General features: G+C 49.9%; 16 protein-coding genes. 15 read left to right on the top strand and 1 reads right to left on the bottom strand.

Annotated features, from left to right (window positions below):
* Positions 1 to 140 precede the first annotated feature (140 nt).
* From A3849_RS19140 to A3849_RS19120, 5 genes are all read left to right on the top strand, one after another.
* Positions 141 to 1922 (top strand): DAK2 domain-containing protein, encoded by a 1782-nt coding sequence (locus A3849_RS19140; protein ID WP_074112863.1) that lies wholly within the window; start codon positions 141 to 143, stop codon positions 1920 to 1922.
* A 99-nt stretch (positions 1923 to 2021) separates the two neighbouring features.
* Positions 2022 to 2882, top strand: coding sequence for a DegV family protein (locus A3849_RS19135; RefSeq protein ID WP_074112862.1), 861 nt, complete (start codon positions 2022 to 2024; stop codon positions 2880 to 2882).
* Between the two features lie 13 nt (positions 2883 to 2895).
* A complete protein-coding gene (gene recG, locus A3849_RS19130) occupies positions 2896 to 4947 on the top strand; it encodes an ATP-dependent DNA helicase RecG (RefSeq protein WP_074112861.1) in 2052 nt (683 codons plus the stop codon).
* Positions 4948 to 5018: 71 nt separating this feature from the next.
* On the top strand, positions 5019 to 5306 hold the full coding sequence (locus A3849_RS19125; RefSeq protein ID WP_074088608.1) for a stage VI sporulation protein F: 288 nt from the start codon (positions 5019 to 5021) through the stop codon (positions 5304 to 5306).
* A 195-nt stretch (positions 5307 to 5501) separates the two neighbouring features.
* Positions 5502 to 5897 (top strand): DUF2500 domain-containing protein, encoded by a 396-nt coding sequence (locus A3849_RS19120; RefSeq protein ID WP_256700822.1) that lies wholly within the window; start codon positions 5502 to 5504, stop codon positions 5895 to 5897.
* A 105-nt stretch (positions 5898 to 6002) separates the two neighbouring features.
* On the opposite strand, the gene A3849_RS19115 is transcribed toward A3849_RS19120, so the two are convergent.
* Positions 6003 to 6932, bottom strand: coding sequence for a C40 family peptidase (locus A3849_RS19115; RefSeq protein WP_074112860.1), 930 nt, complete (start codon positions 6930 to 6932; stop codon positions 6003 to 6005).
* A gap of 327 nt (positions 6933 to 7259) precedes the next feature.
* Here A3849_RS19115 and A3849_RS19110 point away from each other — a divergent pair, with 327 nt between their 5' ends.
* The 10 genes from A3849_RS19110 to A3849_RS19065 all read left to right on the top strand — a co-directional run bounded on the left by A3849_RS19110 (position 7260) and on the right by A3849_RS19065 (position 18798).
* Entirely contained in the window at positions 7260 to 8300 is a 1041-nt protein-coding gene (locus A3849_RS19110; protein ID WP_074112859.1) for an ABC transporter substrate-binding protein, read from the top strand.
* 69 nt (positions 8301 to 8369) lie between these two features.
* Positions 8370 to 9296 carry an ABC transporter permease gene (locus A3849_RS19105; protein ID WP_074112858.1) on the top strand — a complete coding sequence of 309 codons (927 nt, stop codon included), beginning with the start codon at positions 8370 to 8372 and terminating at the stop codon, positions 9294 to 9296.
* Positions 9283 to 10077, top strand: a complete 795-nt coding sequence (locus tag A3849_RS19100; RefSeq protein WP_074112857.1) for an ABC transporter ATP-binding protein — start codon at positions 9283 to 9285, stop codon at positions 10075 to 10077. Before A3849_RS19105 ends, A3849_RS19100 begins: the two co-directional genes overlap by 14 nt.
* Positions 10078 to 10235: 158 nt before the next feature.
* On the top strand, positions 10236 to 12029 hold the full coding sequence (locus A3849_RS19095; protein WP_083613593.1) for a sensor histidine kinase: 1794 nt from the start codon (positions 10236 to 10238) through the stop codon (positions 12027 to 12029).
* Positions 12004 to 13563: a response regulator gene (locus A3849_RS19090; protein WP_074112855.1), complete on the top strand. Its 1560-nt coding sequence runs from the start codon at positions 12004 to 12006 to the stop codon at positions 13561 to 13563. Before A3849_RS19095 ends, A3849_RS19090 begins: the two co-directional genes overlap by 26 nt.
* A 148-nt stretch (positions 13564 to 13711) precedes the next feature.
* On the top strand, positions 13712 to 15037 hold the full coding sequence (locus A3849_RS19085) for an ABC transporter substrate-binding protein (RefSeq protein WP_074112854.1): 1326 nt from the start codon (positions 13712 to 13714) through the stop codon (positions 15035 to 15037).
* 106 nt (positions 15038 to 15143) lie between these two features.
* Complete coding sequence (locus tag A3849_RS19080; protein WP_074112879.1) at positions 15144 to 16040, top strand: carbohydrate ABC transporter permease; 897 nt, start codon at positions 15144 to 15146, stop codon at positions 16038 to 16040.
* 3 nt (positions 16041 to 16043) lie between these two features.
* Entirely contained in the window at positions 16044 to 16883 is an 840-nt protein-coding gene (locus A3849_RS19075) for a carbohydrate ABC transporter permease (protein WP_074112853.1), read from the top strand.
* Positions 16884 to 17024: 141 nt separating this feature from the next.
* A complete protein-coding gene (locus A3849_RS19070; RefSeq protein ID WP_074112852.1) occupies positions 17025 to 17816 on the top strand; it encodes an SDR family oxidoreductase in 792 nt (263 codons plus the stop codon).
* Between the two features lie 259 nt (positions 17817 to 18075).
* Positions 18076 to 18798, top strand: coding sequence for an MgtC/SapB family protein (locus A3849_RS19065; protein WP_074112878.1), 723 nt, complete (start codon positions 18076 to 18078; stop codon positions 18796 to 18798).
* Positions 18799 to 18818: the final 20 nt, after the last annotated feature.

The raw sequence follows: 18818 nt of genomic DNA, 5'->3' as shown, positions 1-18818 counted from the left end.
ATATCACAGCAAAATTTGCTTCGTCAACCGCTTCAAAAACATTTATTTCTTTTGGCTCTTATAGTACAATATAAATTAGTGTATTATGTCCAGTTAATCATAGAATTGATTAGGCATGAAGTTAGGAAGGGGAATTCTCATTGAGTAAGCGTTCTATAAACGGAACAGATTTTACCGCAATGGTACTCGCCGGAGCGGAGAAGCTGCAGCAGCATGCAGAGCACGTCAATTCCCTTAATGTTTTTCCTGTTCCAGATGGTGATACGGGAACCAACATGAATTTGACGATGACTGCAGGCTCGAACGAATTGAAGAAAAATAATACCGCCTCTGTTGGCCAATGTGCAGGAGTATTGTCTAAAGGTCTCTTGATGGGCGCACGTGGGAATTCCGGCGTTATTTTGTCACAGCTGTTCAGGGGTCTTGGACGGTATGCAGCCCAATACGATGAATTGAACACGCAGCAGTTCGCAGCAGCGCTGCAGACTGGGGTGGATACAGCCTACAAAGCGGTAGTCAAACCGGTAGAGGGAACGATTCTTACAGTTGCCAAGGAAGCTGCCAGACATGCCGTCTACTATGCCCGGCGCACGACGGATATAACCGAACTGATGACAGAGGTTCTGGCCAAAGCCAAAGAAGCGTTAGCCAATACTCCGGAGCTTTTGCCTGTACTTAAACAGGTGGGAGTCGTCGATTCCGGTGGTCAAGGTCTGGTATACATCTATGAGGGCTTCCTTCAACATTTGATGGGGAATGGAAGCACAGCTGCTCCAGTTACTGCGCAAGGACAAGCTCCTGCTCCTGCTGCTGTGCCAGCAGCAGTGCTGACCAAACATGAGAACGTATTGTCCTCCGTGCAGTCCTCTGCACAATCCCAGCTGTCTACGGAAGACATTGAATTTTTATACGACATGGAGTTTTTTATCAACCGGTTGCTCGGAAATTCTGTGAAAGCCAATTTTGATGAGGAATCTTTCCGGAAAGCGCTGGCAGTGAATGGTGATTCGATTATTGTCATATCGGATGATGAAACCATCAAGGTGCACGTACATTCCAAGACTCCGGGCGAGGTGCTGAATCTGGCGCTTCAATACGGTGAAATTACGCAAATTCATATCCTTAACATGCGCGAGCAGCATCGTGATCTTTTGACCGCTGGAATGGATATTGCACCTATGCCAGAGGTGTTCGCAGATATTCCGAAGGAAGAGAGTAGTGTGCAGGCACCTGCAGTTCCACCCGCGGATGATATGGCCCTGTACGGATTCATTGCCGTTTCTTCCGGTGAAGGCATCTCTGATATCTTCAGAAGCCTTGGGGTAGATGCTATTCTATCCGGCGGGCAGACGATGAATCCGAGCACGGAGGATTTTGTTAATGCGATCTCATCCATTTCTGCGAAGCATATTTACATCCTGCCGAACAACTCAAACATTGTGCTTGCCGCCCAGCAAGCCAAGGAATTGCTCGAAGGTGAACGTGACATTACTGTTATTCCAAGCAAAAGTATCCCGCAGGGAATTGCTGCCGCCTTTGCCTTCCAGGAGGACGATGCGGTGGACACGAATACCAGCAACATGCTGGAAGCTATCTCCCAGGTGAAATCGGGGCAAATCACCAATGCGGTCCGTGATACGGTGATAGAGGAGCTGGAGATCAAATCCGGACAGTATATCGGGATATCCAACTCGAAGATTGTATCCGCTGCCGATGATCTGCTGGAGGCAAGCCAGGCGCTGCTGACAAGCATGCTTGTGAACGGCGATGAGATTGTCACCATTTTGACCGGTGCTGAATCGGAGGAGAAGGTTACGGAATCACTGGAAAACTGGCTTGAACAAACCTTCCCGCAGGTGGAAGTTGAGGTCCATGAAGGCGGCCAGCCGCTGTATTATTACCTTTTCTCCGTCGAGCCATAGGCACATTTACTCCTTATATAGTCTTAAGCAGAATCAGCTGTAGCGTCCTAACCAAGGCTGCCGTTATGTCTGCCAAATCATAGTTTGGGGAGGAAATCCATGAATAGTACCGTAATCGTCACCGACAGTACTTCCGATATCCCGCCGTCCATGGCGGAAGCGTATGGTATAGAGGTTGTTCCTTTGACCCTGATGTTCGGCGGAGAGGCATTCCGGGATAATGTGGATATGACGCCGGAGCAATTCTACGAACGCCTTCCCCGTTCAACGCAGCTTCCGACGACTTCTCAACCCTCGCCGGTTGAGTATATGAACGTATACCGGGGGATTCAGGAACGTGTACCGGGCGGCCGGATTCTATCGTTTCATATTTCCTCCGGTCTTAGCGGTACGTATCAATCGGCTGTTTTGGCTAAATCCATGCTTGAGGAAGAAGGAGAATCCATTACTGTAATCGATTCTCTCTCCGCTTCCTATGGATTCGGATTTATGGTGGTCGAGGCGGCGAGGCTGGCTGCAGAGGGCTATAGCCCGGAAGATATCCTGACCAGAGTGGAGAATCTCCGCCAATCCCGTAAGCTGTATTTTCTGGTCGATACATTGGAATATCTGCAAAAGGGCGGCAGAATCGGCAAAGCCTCTGCATTTCTGGGGACACTGCTTAATATCAAGCCGATCTTGTCTATCGACGCAGAAGGGATTATCTACGCAGTCGAGAAGGTAAGAGGCCGTAAGAAGGCTGTAGCCCGCATGATCGAGCTGTTCAAAAAGGATCTGCCGGGTGTGGACAAAATCAACGTGGCCGTGGGTCATACGGCTGAACCGGCTTCCGGCGAAGAGTTCCTTAAGGAATTGGCCGGACACTTCACCCTGGAAGAGAAAGTGCTGACCAATGTGGGTCCTGTGGTAGGGAGCCATGTCGGCAACGGTACCTTAGCCGTTTTCATCTGGCCCGCGTAAATAGGGGATGAACATGGGACTATCTTTGGATTCAATCGAAGTGAAACAAATAAATGGCGTGAGCGCTCAAAAGCAAAATGAGCTTCACGCCTTTGGCGTCTTTACGGTGAAGGATTTGCTGGAGTATTATCCATTCCGTTACGATGATTTCCGCCCACGCTCTCTCAGTGAGATCAAACACGGCGATAAGGCTACGCTGATCGCGAAGGTTATCGGTATCCCTGTTCTGCAGCGTTTCGGGGGCAAATCCCGTCTGAGCTGCAAAATGGTAGCCGAGCCTTGGATGTTTACAGCTACTTGGTTCAACCAGCATTATGTGCGTGAGCAGCTGACAGTGGGGCGTGAAATCGTAATTACCGGTAAATGGGACCAGAAGCGAAATGCGATCACTGTAACAGATTATGAATTTACTGACCGGGGAGAAGGCAAAATAGGCACCCTGCAGCCGGTCTATTCCGTGGGAGGCAAGATTACGCAGTCCTGGATACGCAAGATGATTCATCAGGGCCTGCAGCAATATGGTGAGCTTATTCCGGAAATTCTCCCGCATACGATCATACGGAAATATGATTTCATGTCCCGTAAACGGGCGATCGCCACCATCCATCGGCCAGAGGATACACGTGAAGGCCAGCAGGGGCGGCGGCGGATGGTATACGAAGAACTGTTTCTGTTTCAGCTTAAGGTTCAGGCCTTCCGGGTGCTAAACCGCGGCAGAATGGATGGAGTAGTGCATACGGTGGACAATGCCACAGTCCGGCAGTTTGTCCGCAGTCTGCCGTTTGAGCTGACGGATGCACAGAAGCATGTGGAGCTGGAAATCCTCCAGGACATGCGTTCTCCGTCTTGCATGAACCGGCTTTTACAGGGAGATGTGGGCTCAGGCAAAACCGTTCTTGCGGCAATCGCCTTGTATGCCACCGTGAAATCAGGATTTCAGGGGGCATTGATGGTCCCTACTGAGATTCTCGCAGAGCAGCATATGCGCTCACTCACCAAGATGTTTGAGCCATTTGGGATAACGGTGGGGCTTCTGACAGGAAGTGTGAGCGGACGCAAACGGAAGGATCTGCTGGCCTCACTGCAAATGGGTATGCTTGATATTGTGGTGGGCACCCATGCCTTGATACAGGAGGATGTTTTCTTCCGTGGGCTGGGGATGGTGGTTACCGATGAGCAGCACCGTTTTGGTGTCAACCAGCGCAGTATTCTGCGCCGTAAAGGCTACAATCCGGATGTGTTGACGATGACGGCAACGCCCATTCCCCGTACGCTTGCGATTACCGTATTCGGCGATATGGATGTATCCACACTTTCTGAGCGTCCTAAAGGACGTGTACCGATCACGACCTATTGGGTGAAACCTGATCTGATGGAGCGGGTACTGAAGCTGGTCAGCCGTGAGATTGATCAGGGCAGGCAGGCCTATCTGATCTGTCCATTGATTGAGGAATCGGAAAAGCTGGACGTGCAGAACGCGATTGATCTGCATATTCAAATGTCGCAGTCGTTTCCAAATTACAAGGTTGGTCTGCTGCATGGCCGGATGACACCCGGTGAAAAGGATGAAATCATGCGGGCCTTCTATAGTAATGAGGTTCAGCTGCTGGTCTCCACAACGGTTGTAGAGGTCGGTGTCGATGTGCCCAATGCTACTCTGATGATCATCATGGACGCAGACCGCTTTGGACTGTCTCAGCTGCATCAGTTGCGCGGCCGGGTGGGGCGGGGTCAGCATGCCTCCTTCTGCGTGCTTGTAGCGGACCCGAAATCCGAAATCGGACGAGAGCGTATGACGGCGATGACGGATACGGATGATGGTTTTGAGGTGTCACGAAGGGATCTGGAGCTGCGTGGTCCGGGTGACTTCTTTGGAACCAAGCAGAGCGGGCTGCCGGAGTTCAGACTGGCGGACATGACCGCTGACTTCGAGGTGCTGGAGCAAGCCAGGGATGATGCTGCCGGATTGCTGAAGGAAACGGATTTCTGGACTTCGGCCGACTATGCGGCATTGCGGAGCTATTTGCAGAACGAACAGATTTTTCAAGGAGACTTAATAGATTAATTAATTAGGCACATGTGCGACCTTACCCTCATATACTGTGAATGATTGGAATACGACAGGAGGTGCTGCGCGTGGGCTATCAGCAATTTGGAATCAGTCCCCAGCTGGTGGATCGCATCAAGCTGAAGATGAAAAATCCGGCTGTTAAAGAACGCATTAAGAATATGATCAACGGAGTTTCCAAGCAAGAGCTTCAGGATACTGCGGTGGTGCGCAGACTGGTGCGAAATGCTTCGGCAGTAATGGGGGAGAAGTTGACTTCAACCCAGGAAGATCAAATTGTAAAATTTGTGATTGCCCAGAAGATCGACCCCAATAATACGTTTCATCTGATCCGGCTATGGGGGATGTTCCGGTAGAACCTCTCATTCTGGAGCAACAGTATGAATCATCCGGTATTACCTTAAAACGCGTTCACGCTGTATTTAGCGGTAACGCGTTTTTGCTTGAAATCTGGCTTAGTAGACAAGAAATAATGAAACCAGACTAGCTATACTGCGTAAATCGTAGTAAAACAGACCTTATAAAATAAATTTGTGAAGGAAGCGATTTATTTGGGCGGATGGAGCAGTTTTAGCGCTTTCGGTGATTTTCAGCAGCGCAGCGGCTTTCAGAGTTTTATTCACGAAATGCCTTTGTTTATGAAGCTTATGTTTTTATTGGTCATAGGATTTTTTGTCTTTATTATCTTCAAATCGGTCAAGATTTGGTCGACTAACAACGCAAGTCCGCTGCTCTCCGTTCAAGCCGAAGCTGTCACGAAACGTACAGAGGTATGGGGAGGCTCGGGTGATTCCAGCGCAAATACCAGTTATTATGTCACTTTTCAATTTCAAGATGGCAACCGTGTGGAGCTGATGGTTCCCGACCGTGAATTCGGGTTGATTGTGGAGGGGGATAAGGGCCAGCTTAGCTATCAGGGAACCCGGTTCAAAGGTTTTGTCCGCTAAACCCGGGGCTGACAGCCGGCTATAAAAAAATACAAGGGATCTTGTGCCTCGGCTGTCCGAAGGCCTGATCTCCTTGCATCTTGTTGGATACCCAGCTGCTGCCGGTTAGAGAACTCTCTGCATATGAAGCATGACATGGCTCCAATAGCCGCTATCCAGATCACTGATCTGGACCCCCGGATCACCCCAGGTATGAATAAATTTGCCGTCTCCGATGTAGATACCGACATGTCCCGGAACCGCATCACTCGCAAAGCGTCCGGGGACTGTGAAGAAAATCAGGTCTCCAATCTCAAGCTCGCTGCGGCTTACCCGTCTGCCCAGATTGTCCTGGTCCTTAGCTAAACGGGGAAGGTCGACTCCGAATTTCTTGAAGACATGACGGGTAAATGAAGAGCAGTCGAACCGTTTGGTTTCCTCGTAAGGCCCTGCGCCGAATTCATACGGGACACCCAGGAATTTTTTGGCATAGGCAACAAGGTCTCTGCTGTCTGTTGCGGACAGGCTTTGAATACGCAATGGTTTTGCTGCCTCGGTATTACTGGTTCCTGCCGTGTCTACCTTATCAGAGGGGGGAGCCACGTTAATCTCGCCGGTACGTGGATTCCACCCTACTTCGGTCTGCAGCAGCTTGGATAGTGAAGTAGGTGTGATATAAATTTGACCGTTTCGGCGTACCGGGGCATCCGGCAACTTTATCTTTTGTCCCAAAGAGAATACTTGCGTAGAATCTGGATGCAGCATGTACATAACATCGGTATAGCCGATTTTAGCATAACCCCCGCTGGAGGTATCATCCTTCATCCGGTAACCGATCGAAGAGGCCGCTGGTTTCAGAGGAATCCAGTATTTACCGTGGCTGTCGGTGAATGAAGCTTTTTCATAGTAACTGCCTGCAAGTGATCCTGCAGGTGTTACAGTATTGACCTTTGGTTTCTGATCGCTTGTACTGTAGCTGCAAGCTGTATTAGCTATAATGGCTATAGACAGCAAAGTTGCTGCTGCAATCGATTTTACGGGTCGGTTTGTTGTCATCATGTCACGCTCCATGTTCAAACTGTAATATAAGTTTGTGCAGGGAGCCTTTTTTTATGTAGGGAGGGATAAAGGTAATCATTGTTAAGATCAGCCGGAGAAGCCTACCCTTATTTTAACTATGAAGGAATATTGTAAAAAATGGTCATGTCATAAGTGATTGACGGAAAATGAACCTTTATATAAGATAAGCTTATTATATTTACGTTTTAGATGCGGGTTTCGCGGCAGCTTACGCTTTAATGCTTTTAAAGATAAAAGCAATACTGCTGAGTCGCTACCATTGAGGCACGCGCTGAATCCGTAAAAAGAAGAGGGGTATAAAGGATGAAAACAAAGAAAATATGGCTCGGCCTAAGTCTATGTGCAATGCTGGCGGTAACAGCCTGCGGGACTAACAATAATAAAAGTGCGGATTCAGGAAGTACGAATTCAGGAAAAGCAGATTCTAAAACTTACAAAATAGCGATCTCCCAGTATGTCGAGCATCCTTCTCTGGATGCTACCCGGGAAGGATTCCTGGCTGCATTGAAGGATGCCGGAATCGAAGAGGGCAAGAATCTGAAGGTTGACCTGGAGAACGCCCAGGCTGACTCGTCCAATAACCTGTCCATCGCCCAGAAGATTGCGGCAGACAAGAATGACCTCGTGCTGGGGATCGCTACGCCTTCCGCACAGGCTGTAGTTCAGGCAGAGGGCAAAGATACACCCATCCTGTTCGCGGCGGTTACGGACCCGCTAGACGCGAAGATCGTCAAGGATCTGGATCATCCCGGCGGGAATGTATCCGGGGCATCAGACACCAATCCTGAATCAATTACACGCCTGATGACTTTTATTGCCGAACAGTTCCCAAATGTCAAAAAGCTGGGCCTCATTATCAATGAAGGGGAACCTAATGCTGTGGTTATGGCTGACATTGCCAAGAAAGAACTGGACAAGCATGGCATCGAGCTGGTAAAAGCGGCTATTACCAACACCTCTGAAGTGAAACAGGCTGCAGAATCGCTTGTTGGCCGTGTGGATGCCTTGTATATCACACTGGACAACTCGGTAGTAAGCGCTGTGGACACGATCATTCAGACTGCTAATGACAACAAAATTCCTTTTTTCTCCGCTGACCGTGATACGGTGGAGAAGGGGGCTTTTGCAACCGTGGGCTTCAAATATTATGATCATGGATATCAGGTAGGACAAATGGCTGTGGAAGTGTTGAAGAATGGCAAGAATCCGGGAGACATGAAGGTAACGATGCAGGAGAAGCTGGACCTTATCCTGAACCTGAAAGCTGCGGCAGCGCAGGGGATAGAAGTGACGGATGCCATGAAGGCTAAAGTTTCGGATCCGGACACTAATATTATTCAATAAATGGTAGCCATATCAATGGGGGACTCCGGTACAGGACCGCCCCTTGCCGCTTGAGGGAGGAAGTCAGCGATGTTTGATTCAATTATTGGAGCCGTGGAAATGGGCTTGTTATATGCTTTTATGGCTTTGGGTGTATATATTACATTCCGTATTCTTGATTTTCCGGATTTGACTGTGGATGGAAGCTTCACTACGGGAGGAGCCATTGCCGCAGTAATGATTACGCACGGCTATTCACCATGGGTGGCAACAATATGTGCGCTTGGCGGTGGTATGGCAGCAGGGATGTGCACCGGACTTCTGCATACGAAGGGGAAGATCAACGGACTCTTGTCCGGAATATTAATGATGATCGCACTGTATTCTATTAATCTGCGGATTCTGGATAAGCCTAACGTTTCGATCATGGGTGAGGATTCTTTATTTACCTCCATTAATCCGCTTCTGGTCATGCCCATTGTGATGATTGCCGTAAAAATCCTAATGGATCTGTTTCTCCATACTGATCTGGGGCTCGCGCTCCGGGCCACTGGCGACAACTCCCGAATGATTCGAAGCTTCGGGGTGAATACGGATAGCACAACTATCCTTGGCATCAGCCTGGCTAATGGGATGGTGGCGCTCTCGGGTGCGCTAATAGCCCAATACTCTGCATTTGCTGATTCTACTATGGGTATAGGAATGATCGTCATTGGACTTGCTTCGGTTATTATTGGTGAGGCTATCTTTGGGGCCGGAAATGTATTCCGGGCAACCCTTGCAGTGATTCTGGGTTCGATTGTCTATCGTATTGTTGTAGCGCTGGCATTGCGGGTTCCCTGGTTGAAGGCTTCGGATCTAAAGTTGATCACGGCGATCATTGTTATTATTGCACTGGTATTCCCTTCGGTTCAACGTTTCATGAAGCAGAAGAGAATCGCGCGCAGCCGCAGTGCTGAGCTTGTGCATGAGGCACTGGGCAACAAGAACGGGGGTGCAGCCGATGCTAAAGCTTAATAGTGTATCCAAGCTGTTCAATCCGGGCACCCCGGATGAAAAAATAGCGCTGCTCGGTATTGATCTTGAGCTCCGCGGTGGTGACTTTGTGACTGTGATCGGCAGTAACGGGGCAGGCAAGTCCACACTAATGAATGTCATCTCTGGTGTGATGAAGCCTGATCTTGGGGAAGTACGCATTGAGGGGAGCCCAATCAGCACACTGCCTGAGTTCCAGCGGGCCCGCTGGATTGGCCGGGTATTTCAGGACCCTATGGCCGGTACGGCACCACATATGACGATCGAAGAGAATCTGGCGATAGCGTACAAAAGAGGCCAGGGCCGCGGAATGTCCTTCGGAGTCTCGGCTGCACGGCGTACCCTGTTCCGTGAACAGCTGAGCCGGCTTGGCATTGGCCTGGAGAACCGGCTGAGGGCCAAGGTAGGACTGCTCTCCGGCGGAGAGCGACAGGCACTTAGCCTGCTCATGGCGACCTTCACTCATCCGCAGATACTGCTTCTGGACGAGCATACGGCTGCACTAGACCCAGCACGAGCCGAATTAATCACTAGGCTGACCGAGTCTATTGTCCGCGAACTGAACCTGACGACACTTATGGTAACCCATAATATGGAGCAGGCTATACGTCTCGGCAACCGGCTGATCATGATGGACAAGGGCAGCATCATACTTGATATTGATGAGGACCGTAAGCAGGATCTGACCGTAGAGCGGTTGCTCGGTGAATTCGAGGCCATCAGCGGACATAAGCTGGCGGATGACCGGATGATGTTGGGATAGACGCAGAGTATGCAATGAGTAAACCGAAACTTGGAATTCAGTCAAATGTGACTGAATTCCAAGTTTTTTTGGTTTATATTACCATGGGAGGAACTTTCGATTAATATATAATGAAGTATAGGTTTTATATCCAAGGAGAAAGCAGAGTGAGACACATGATGTTTTACAAAAATAAGAGCGCTTTCAAAAACTCAGGAATCTTTAGCAAGATGATTATGCTAATTTCGTTTTTGCTGTTGCTGTCGTTTTTGTTCTCGCTGGTCTTCCTGCAGTATGTGTATCGTATCTATGACCATCAAATTTATGAAAAAGCCTCTGAGGTGCTGGGCATGTCCTCGATCAGCATCGAAAATGAACTGAAAGAGCTGGAGCAGCTATCCTTCACCGTCGTTTCGGATGAACAGATCCAGAATTGCCTGCGGCAATTATTGGACAATCCTTCCCCGTATCAAAGACAACTGCTCCACAACAAAATCATCAACCGGCTGGTGGCCTTTGCAGGTGCGGAGAAATATGTGTATTCCATGATGATGCTGGACGCGAACGATGGTGTGATGACTGCGGGCAACCGGGAAGGGCTGTCACAAGCTCTGCAGGACCAGCTCGAACCGCTCGCCATCGAAGGTGCAGGCAGTAATGTATGGTATACCCAGGGAAGTAAAAATTCACTTTTGGCAGTAAGACAAATCAAATCGTACACTGGCTCCACCTTCACGCTGGACAATTTGGGAACGCTTGTTATCCGTATCCGCGTCGAGCGGATTATAGCTGACAGTACCAGCATGGCGGAGGATGGAAGCCAGCTCATTGTAATGGATAAGGGTACCGGAGAGTCCATATACCCTGGAGATCCGCTTCTGCTGCCGCAGGAACTGGCCGAGGAGGTGCGGCGTCAGGAATCCTACAGGACCGTCAGTTACAGCAAGGGCACCTATTTTGTAGCCAAAACGAACTCGTCTTATATGGACTGGACCTATGTTAATGCTACGCCCTTCAATGAAATATTCAGGCAGATCACCTTTATCAAAAGATTGGTTGTAGTTATTTTTGGCTGTATCCTGCTGCTGGGGCTGCTGCTGGGATACCGGCTGGCACGAAGCATTGCCCGGCCCATCTCGAAGCTGACCGAAAAGATGAGGCGGATCGAGAAGGGCGACCTGGACAATCTGGAGGAGCAGGCGTTAGGTTATGTCTCGCAGACCGCACAGGATGAGGTAAGCCAATTGAACCGCACCTTCAAAATGATGATCCGCCGGATCCGGGAGCTCATCGACGAGAATTATGCCAAGCAGCTTGTGATTAGAGAGACAGAGTTGAAAGCGCTTCAAGCCCAGATTAACCCGCATTTTTTGTACAATACGCTGGAATCGATCAATTGGCTGGCGAAGGTCAACAAGCAGAAGCAAATATCTGAAATGGTTGAGGCGCTTGGCTTTCTGCTGCGGAGCTCGATCGGACTGAAAGACCCGCTGATCTCCCTGGAAAAGGAGCTGAATATCGTCCGCAGCTATGTTATTATCCAGCGCACCCGATTTGAGGAGCGTCTGGATTTCCGGCTGGATGTGCCTGATGACCTGCTGGATGCGCTGATTCCGAAGTTGACACTGCAGCCGCTGGTAGAAAATGCGATCCGGTATGCGCTGGAGCCGAATATTGAGCCGTGCCTTATTTCGATCTCTATCTCTATGACCGAGAACGGGCTGGATCTTAGGGTCAGTGACAACGGTCCGGGAATGACGGCGGAATTCATCCGCGAGCTGCAGCAGGGCAGAATCCAGACGCGTGGCGAGGGGATCGGGCTGGCAAACATCACAGAGCGTATTCAGATAGTTTTTGGACAGGAATGGGGAACGGAAATAGAGAGTACACCTGGAGCCGGCACGACGATTCATGTACACATTCCGTATTGGAGAGGAGAAATCAGACATGTACAGATTGCTGCTGGTGGATGATGAACGCTTGATTCTGGAAGGGATCTCCCAAGTGGTGGATTGGGGGCTGGCAGGTACCGAGCTGGTGGGGACGGCACGCAACGGCATTGAGGCACTGGAACAAATCGGGAAGCTGGAACCGGACATTATAATCACTGATATTTCCATGCCGGGGCTGGACGGGCTTGGGCTTGTGGACCACTGCAGCGTACAGTATCCCGGGATAAAGTTTGTAATGCTGACCGGGTATAAGGATTTTGATTATGCCTGCAGCGCCATGCAGCATGGAGTGAGGCATTACCTGCTGAAACCCTGCAATGAGAAGCAGATTCATGAGGCGCTGACCGAGCTTGTGCAGGAGCTCAATGAGGAGAGCCGCCGCGAGCAATTCGTCACCGAGATGAAGCATCGCCTCACCAAGGTGCTGCCTCATGTCAAAGCACAGTTCCTAAAGGAATGGATATCCAATAAAACGTACGGGAGCCACGACCTCGATTATTACCAGGAGCTGTTCGGCATTGAGCTGGGCGGCAAAAGTGTCCGGCTCATCCTGTTCAGGCTGGAGGAGTCTGTTGAGTATGAGCATTTGTTCGCTCTACAAAATATAGCCCAGGATATGCTTAGTGAGTTGCTCCTCTGTACGACTATTGGCTCCCAGCTGCTGATCCTGCTGGAACAGCCTGAAGAAGCGGACCCTCAGCATGATCTGCTCGAACGGATTGCTAGCGTGAAGGAGATCTTTTTTAACTTTTACAAAATCCATGTAACGATCGCTGTCAGTGACAAGGGACGGATGAGTGAGTCACGTTGTCTGTACCGGCAGACGCTGCAGTGTATGAATCACCGGTTTTACCTCGAAGAAGGCAGTCTGATCACCGGAAGTGATATACCCTCTGATGAGCTTAGCGGCCATGGCGAGATAGATCTGCATGAGGAGCAGATTTGTCTGCTGATCAAAGCCGGGGACCGGCATGCTGTTGTGAACGAGCTGGACCGCTTATTCGGCGTGCTTGCAGACCAGCGTTTTGATATGAATGTGACGCGTTCCTATGTGCTGCAGCTGTACTCGGCGATGATCCGGTTATGCGTTCCCGACGAGCGGGGCCGTTTTACTTCGGGTCTGGCAGAGCTTGCAGAGCTCGGTACACTAGGGAGTCTAAGAGCTTCTGTCATGAATGCTGCAGAGCGGCTTACCGCCAGGTATGACCGCCATTTTGTGACCCGCCAATCTGCGATAGTTGATAAAATGCTCCACATCATCCAGGCCGATTACCAGAACTCGGAGCTGTCGCTAGGCTCGGTGGCCGCAGAGATGCTGTATATGAATCCTGACTACCTCGGGAAAATATTCAAAAAAGTGACCGGTGAGAAATTCTCCAACTATGTCACCAACTACCGGATTGGCAAAGCCTCCGAGCATATTATCCGCAGCGGCGATGTGAAGGTATTTGAGCTGGCAGAGCTGTACGGATTTGGCGGCAATGCGCAATATTTCAGCCAGGTGTTCAAGAAGGTGACCGGGAAGACGCCGACGGATTTTATGAAGCCCCAGTAAGGAATAGAACACTTGAACCTGATTATTGAACAAAGATGACGGTTTTTTGTATTCAAGAAAGTGGCGGAATTTGAGAAAATTTAGTCATGGAAGCGTTACCAGTCTAACTGGACTTCCTACTCACTTTACGAAAAGGGGAGATATCCAATTGAAAAAGAGATTCGCATTATTGGCTGTTCCGATGCTGTTGTCCATGCTGGCCGGATGCGGCGGCAACAATAACAACACTAAGGATGCCGCTGGGGCCGACGCAGCAACCAATCAACCGGCGAAAGCAACGGCTGCCAGTTCTTCAGAGCCTGTAACGCTGCGGATTGCCTGGTGGGGCAGCGATACGCGTCATTCGTACACGCAGCAAGTCATTGATATGTATGAAGCACAGAATCCAAATGTGAAGATCGAACCGGAATACGCATCTTTTGACGATTACTGGAAAAAGCTTGCTCCCCAAGCTGCAGCTAACCGCCTCCCTGATATTGTACAAATGGACGTATCCTATATTAATCAATACGGCTCTAACGGCCAGCTGGAGGATCTGACGCCTTACCTGAACAAGACGATCCAGGTGGGTGACGTGAATGAAAATGTACTGTCTACCGGAGTTATTGATAGCAAACAATACGGTATTCCACTGGGAGTGAATGTACTTGGATTCCAATACGACCCTGCATTGCTGAAGAAAGCCGGTGTAGACGCGATTCCTGAGAACTGGACCTGGGATCAGTATAAGGAGATAGCCATGAAAGCCAAAGACGCCGGACTTTTCATGGATTCCTCGATGGCTGCGGATATCTTCTTCAACTACTATCTGCGTACGAAAGGCCTGTCACTCTACAATACAGACGGCTCCGCGCTGGGGTACGATGATGATGCGCTGTTCACGGACTTTTTCGGGATGACATCGGATCTGATTGCCAAAGGAGCAGTACCGTCACAAGACAAGCTGAGCCAGAACAAAGGCGTTATCGAAGAATCGGACATCGTCAAAGGCACCGGAATAGGCATGTGGCAGTGGTCGAACCAGTATGTGGCGCTACAAATCGCTGTGAACCGTCCGATGGAGCTGGCCCCAATGCCGGGTCCGGATATGGAAAAAGGCCTGTATATGCAGCCAAGCATGTACTGGTCGGTTACAGCGAACTCCAAGTCCAAGGAGGAAGCAGCCAAGTTTATTGATTTCTGGACCAACAATGCTGAGGCGAACAAGCTGATCAAGGGTGAACGCGGCGTACCGATTTCAAGCAAAATCAAGGAGTCCCTCGCTACGGAATTAACAGATTCCGGCAAACAGGTGTTCAAGTTCGTAGCAGATATGGAACCTAAAACTTCACCAATGAGTCCTCCAGTGGGTTCGCCTGAAGTGGTTGCACTGCTGACCGACCTTGCGGAGCAAATGAACTTTGGCCAGATCAAACCGGATGCTGCAGCAGCACAGTTCCGCAAAGAAGCCAGCGAGATTCTGGCGAACCGCTAAACCGGTGCTAACCATACTGTGAATCTAACTAGATAGGAGTTGGAGAACGTTGGGCTTAAGCAATCCCCTTACCGCAAGCCGTCGTTCCTATAGTGCGAAGAAACCGCTGGGCCAGCGGCTGCGCCGGAATTTGACGGGTTATGCCTTTATCAGTCCATTCGTTGTCGGTTTCTTGTGCTTTACACTGGTGCCGATGGTCATATCCCTGTATCTGTCTTTTACGAAGTATAATCTGTTCGCTCCACCGCGCTGGATCGGATTCGACAACTATATTAAAATGTTCGACGGCGATCCGAAATACCTGCATTCCCTTAAGGTCACGCTGTTATATGTGTTCGTAGGTGTGCCGCTCAGGCTGGGTTTCGCCTTGTTCGTAGCGATGATTCTGAATACCAAATCCAAGATGGTGGGAGCTTACCGTACGGTGTATTACCTGCCTTCCATCATCGGGGGCAGCGTGGCAGTCTCCATCATGTGGCGCAATATTTTTAGTGATACCGGAATTATCAACGGAATGCTGGGATTTTTCGGCCTCGGACCGGTTAGCTGGTTCGGTGATCCGAATGCCTCACTATTCATGCTGATTACTTTATCGGTCTGGCAGTTCGGCTCATCGATGCTTATTTTCCTGGCTGGCTTGAAAAATATCTCAGGAGAGATGTATGAAGCAGCAAGTGTGGACGGGGCGAGTTTTTTCCGTAAATTTTTCAAAATCACCCTGCCGCTGCTAAGCTCCGTCATCTTGTTCAATATGGTTATGCAGACGATCAGCGCATTCATGACCTTTGTACCTGCTTATATCATCTCCAAAGGCGAGGGCGGCCCAATGGACGGTACCATGCTCTATTCCCTGTATTTGTTCCGCCAGGCCTTCATGTTCAACAACATGGGTTATGCCTCCGCCATGGCTTGGGTGATGCTGCTGCTGGTGGGTGTTATGACAGGCATTCTGTTCAAAACATCCAAATCATGGGTCTTCTACGAATCGGGAGGGGGAAAGTGAGCCATGGTGAAGAATAAAATCAAGTGGCCGATCTATCACATTCTTATAGGCGGTCTCGCCATCATCATGCTCTACCCGATTCTCTGGATGATCATGAGTTCCTTCAAGGAAAGCCGGCTGGTGTTTGTTACAGCTCAGACCCTGCTTCCTCATCCCTGGGAATGGGGCAATTACGCCAAAGGCTGGGAAGGGGTAGCCGGATATTCCTTCGGTGTCTTCATCAAGAACTCCTTTGTAATCGTTATCGTAGCTACGTTTGGTGCAGTAATCTCTTCATCGCTGGTTGCGTTCGGCTTTGCCCGTAATAAATTTGCCGGCCATGGCCTCTGGTTCGGGATCATGATGATGACGCTGATGCTGCCTTCAGATGTCGTACTGGTACCCCAATATATCATTTATACGAAGCTGAACTGGCTGGACAGTATTCGTCCGATCGTCATCCCGCAGTTCTTCGGAGTCCCGTTCTTTATCTTTCTGATGCTACAGTTCATCCGCACCATTCCAGGCGAACTGGATGAAGCGGCAACAATCGACGGCTGCGGGAAGTTCAGACTCTATTACAAAATTATCCTTCCGTTGATCCGGCCTTCAATGGCAACAGCAGCCATCTTCTCCTTTTACTGGCGCTGGGAGGATCTGCTCGGACCGGTGTTGTATCTGAATTCTCCATCCAAGTATACGGTATCCATGGGCCTCAAAATGTTCCTGGACAGCGAGTCCGTATCCAACTGGGGGCCGATGTTCGCCATGTCCGTATTGAGTCTGGCACCGGTTATGCTGATCTTCTTCATCTTCCAGAGGCAGATTGTGGATGGCATCAGCACAAGCGGTCTCAAGGGCTAGATGTGAATGAGAAAAGGTGTGCTGTTCTGTTGAAATGCAACAGACAGCCCACCTTTTGCCGATTCACTCCCGGGTATGCGAGGTATAAGTTAGGGAAACAACTTAACTAGTACGCGTAATTACTTAGGAGGGACATCAGGTATGGCAGAACAAAAGCTTCAAGGCAAGGTAGCCATTGTCAGCGGAGGCGGATCTGGTATCGGACGGGCGTCCGTGCTGGAGTTTGCCCGGAACGGGGCGAAAATTGTAATGCTTGACCGTACGGTCGAGCATGCCGAGAAGGTACGCCGGGCGGTGGAGGGGGAAGGTGGAGAAGCCGTAGTCATTGAATGTGACATTGCAGAACCACAGCAGGTGGAAGAGGCGGTGAAGCAGGCCGCTGCCAAATGGGGCAGACTCGACATTGTCTTCGCCAACGCCGGTATTAATGGAGCGATGACACCGATTGAAACGATGGACATCGAGTCCTGGGACCAGACTATGAACATCAACCTTCGGGGTACCTTTGCCACCGTCAAATATGCGATTCCTTACCTGAAAAAGAATGGCGGCAGCATATTGATCAACAGTTCCATTAACGGCAACCGTGTCTTTTCAAATATCGGCTTCTCAGCTTACAGTACTACCAAGGCGGGTCAAGTCGCTTTTATGAAGATGGCCGCGCTGGAGCTCGCCCAGTACAAAATACGTGTCAATGCGATATGCCCGGGTGCAATCACTACGAATATTGACGATAACACCTATCCATCCGAGGACCTGAAGGAAGTGCAGATCGCTGTGGAATTCCCGGACGGCGGAGAGCCGCTCGAAAAAGGGCCAGGGCGTCCGGATCAGGTGGCTAAATTGGCGCTGTTCCTGGCTTCAGATGACTCTGACCACATTACCGGGACGGAAATCTTTTGCGATGGTGCCGAATCATTGCTGCATGGGTAACCTCTTCTAACCGATAGTAAGTAAGCATACCTTTAATGAAGCAGTTGTCTGGAGAAACGGATTCTGTCGTCTGCACTTGTACAGCCCTGCAGGCTGTAAGCGTAGCAGAGTACAGCAATACCGTTTCTTCGTGTTTTAATGACGGGTCGCATTCGCGGCTATTCAGTAAAATATGCAGACTCCTGTATTAAAGATGGCGCAGGCGTTACTGCTTAGGTATACTATTTTTATCGTCTTAGAAGAGAGGGCACTTATGAATATGGATCTTAATCTGCACATGGAATCGATTATCAAACTGCTTGTGGCCATGCTGTTCGGGCTGTTCATCGGAATCGACCGGCAATTGAAACAGAAACCGCTGGGGATCCGGACCAGTATGGTCATCAGTATCGCGAGCTGTCTGGTGACACTCGTCTCCATTCATGCTTACGACAAATTTGGCGGAACGGAGCATCCCAATATGGACCCGATGCGTCTTGCGGCACAGATTGTCAGCGGGATCGGGTTTCTCGGAGCAGGCGTAATTCTCCGGCGGGGCGGGGATGCAATTTCAGGTCTCACCTCCGCTGCTCTGATCTGGACGGCATCCGGGATCGGAATCGCGGTCGGAGCAGGCTTTTATGTGGAAGCCGGGTATGCAGTCGTACTGCTGATGTTCGCTGTCAATGCTGTACCGCATCTAATCAAGGTTATTGGGCCTGAGGTGCTGAACAAGCATGAAATCTCTGTCAAAATCATCATGGAGCCTAATTATGTGCTGACTGATGTGATTCAGAAAATTGAAGAACGTCATGTCGTCGAATCCCGGAAGTCGAAGAAGAACGGCAGGACGATCCGGCGGATGAAAATCAAGGATCTGGACGACGGAAGACAAATGATCGATATGCTCATTTCTGCCCCGGACCGCGAATACTCAACGGAAATCTATTATGACGTAAAAAAAATTGAGCATGTGATGAGCGTGGAAGTGGAACAGTTGTAAAAATGACATATTCCCTCCTG

It is taken from the genome of Paenibacillus sp. P46E (assembly GCF_001909095.1).
In the GTDB taxonomy this organism is placed as follows: domain Bacteria; phylum Bacillota; class Bacilli; order Paenibacillales; family Paenibacillaceae; genus Paenibacillus_AQ; species Paenibacillus_AQ helianthi.
The sequence above is the reverse complement of the archived record's forward strand: the minus strand, read 5'-3'. Positions and strand labels throughout refer to the sequence as shown.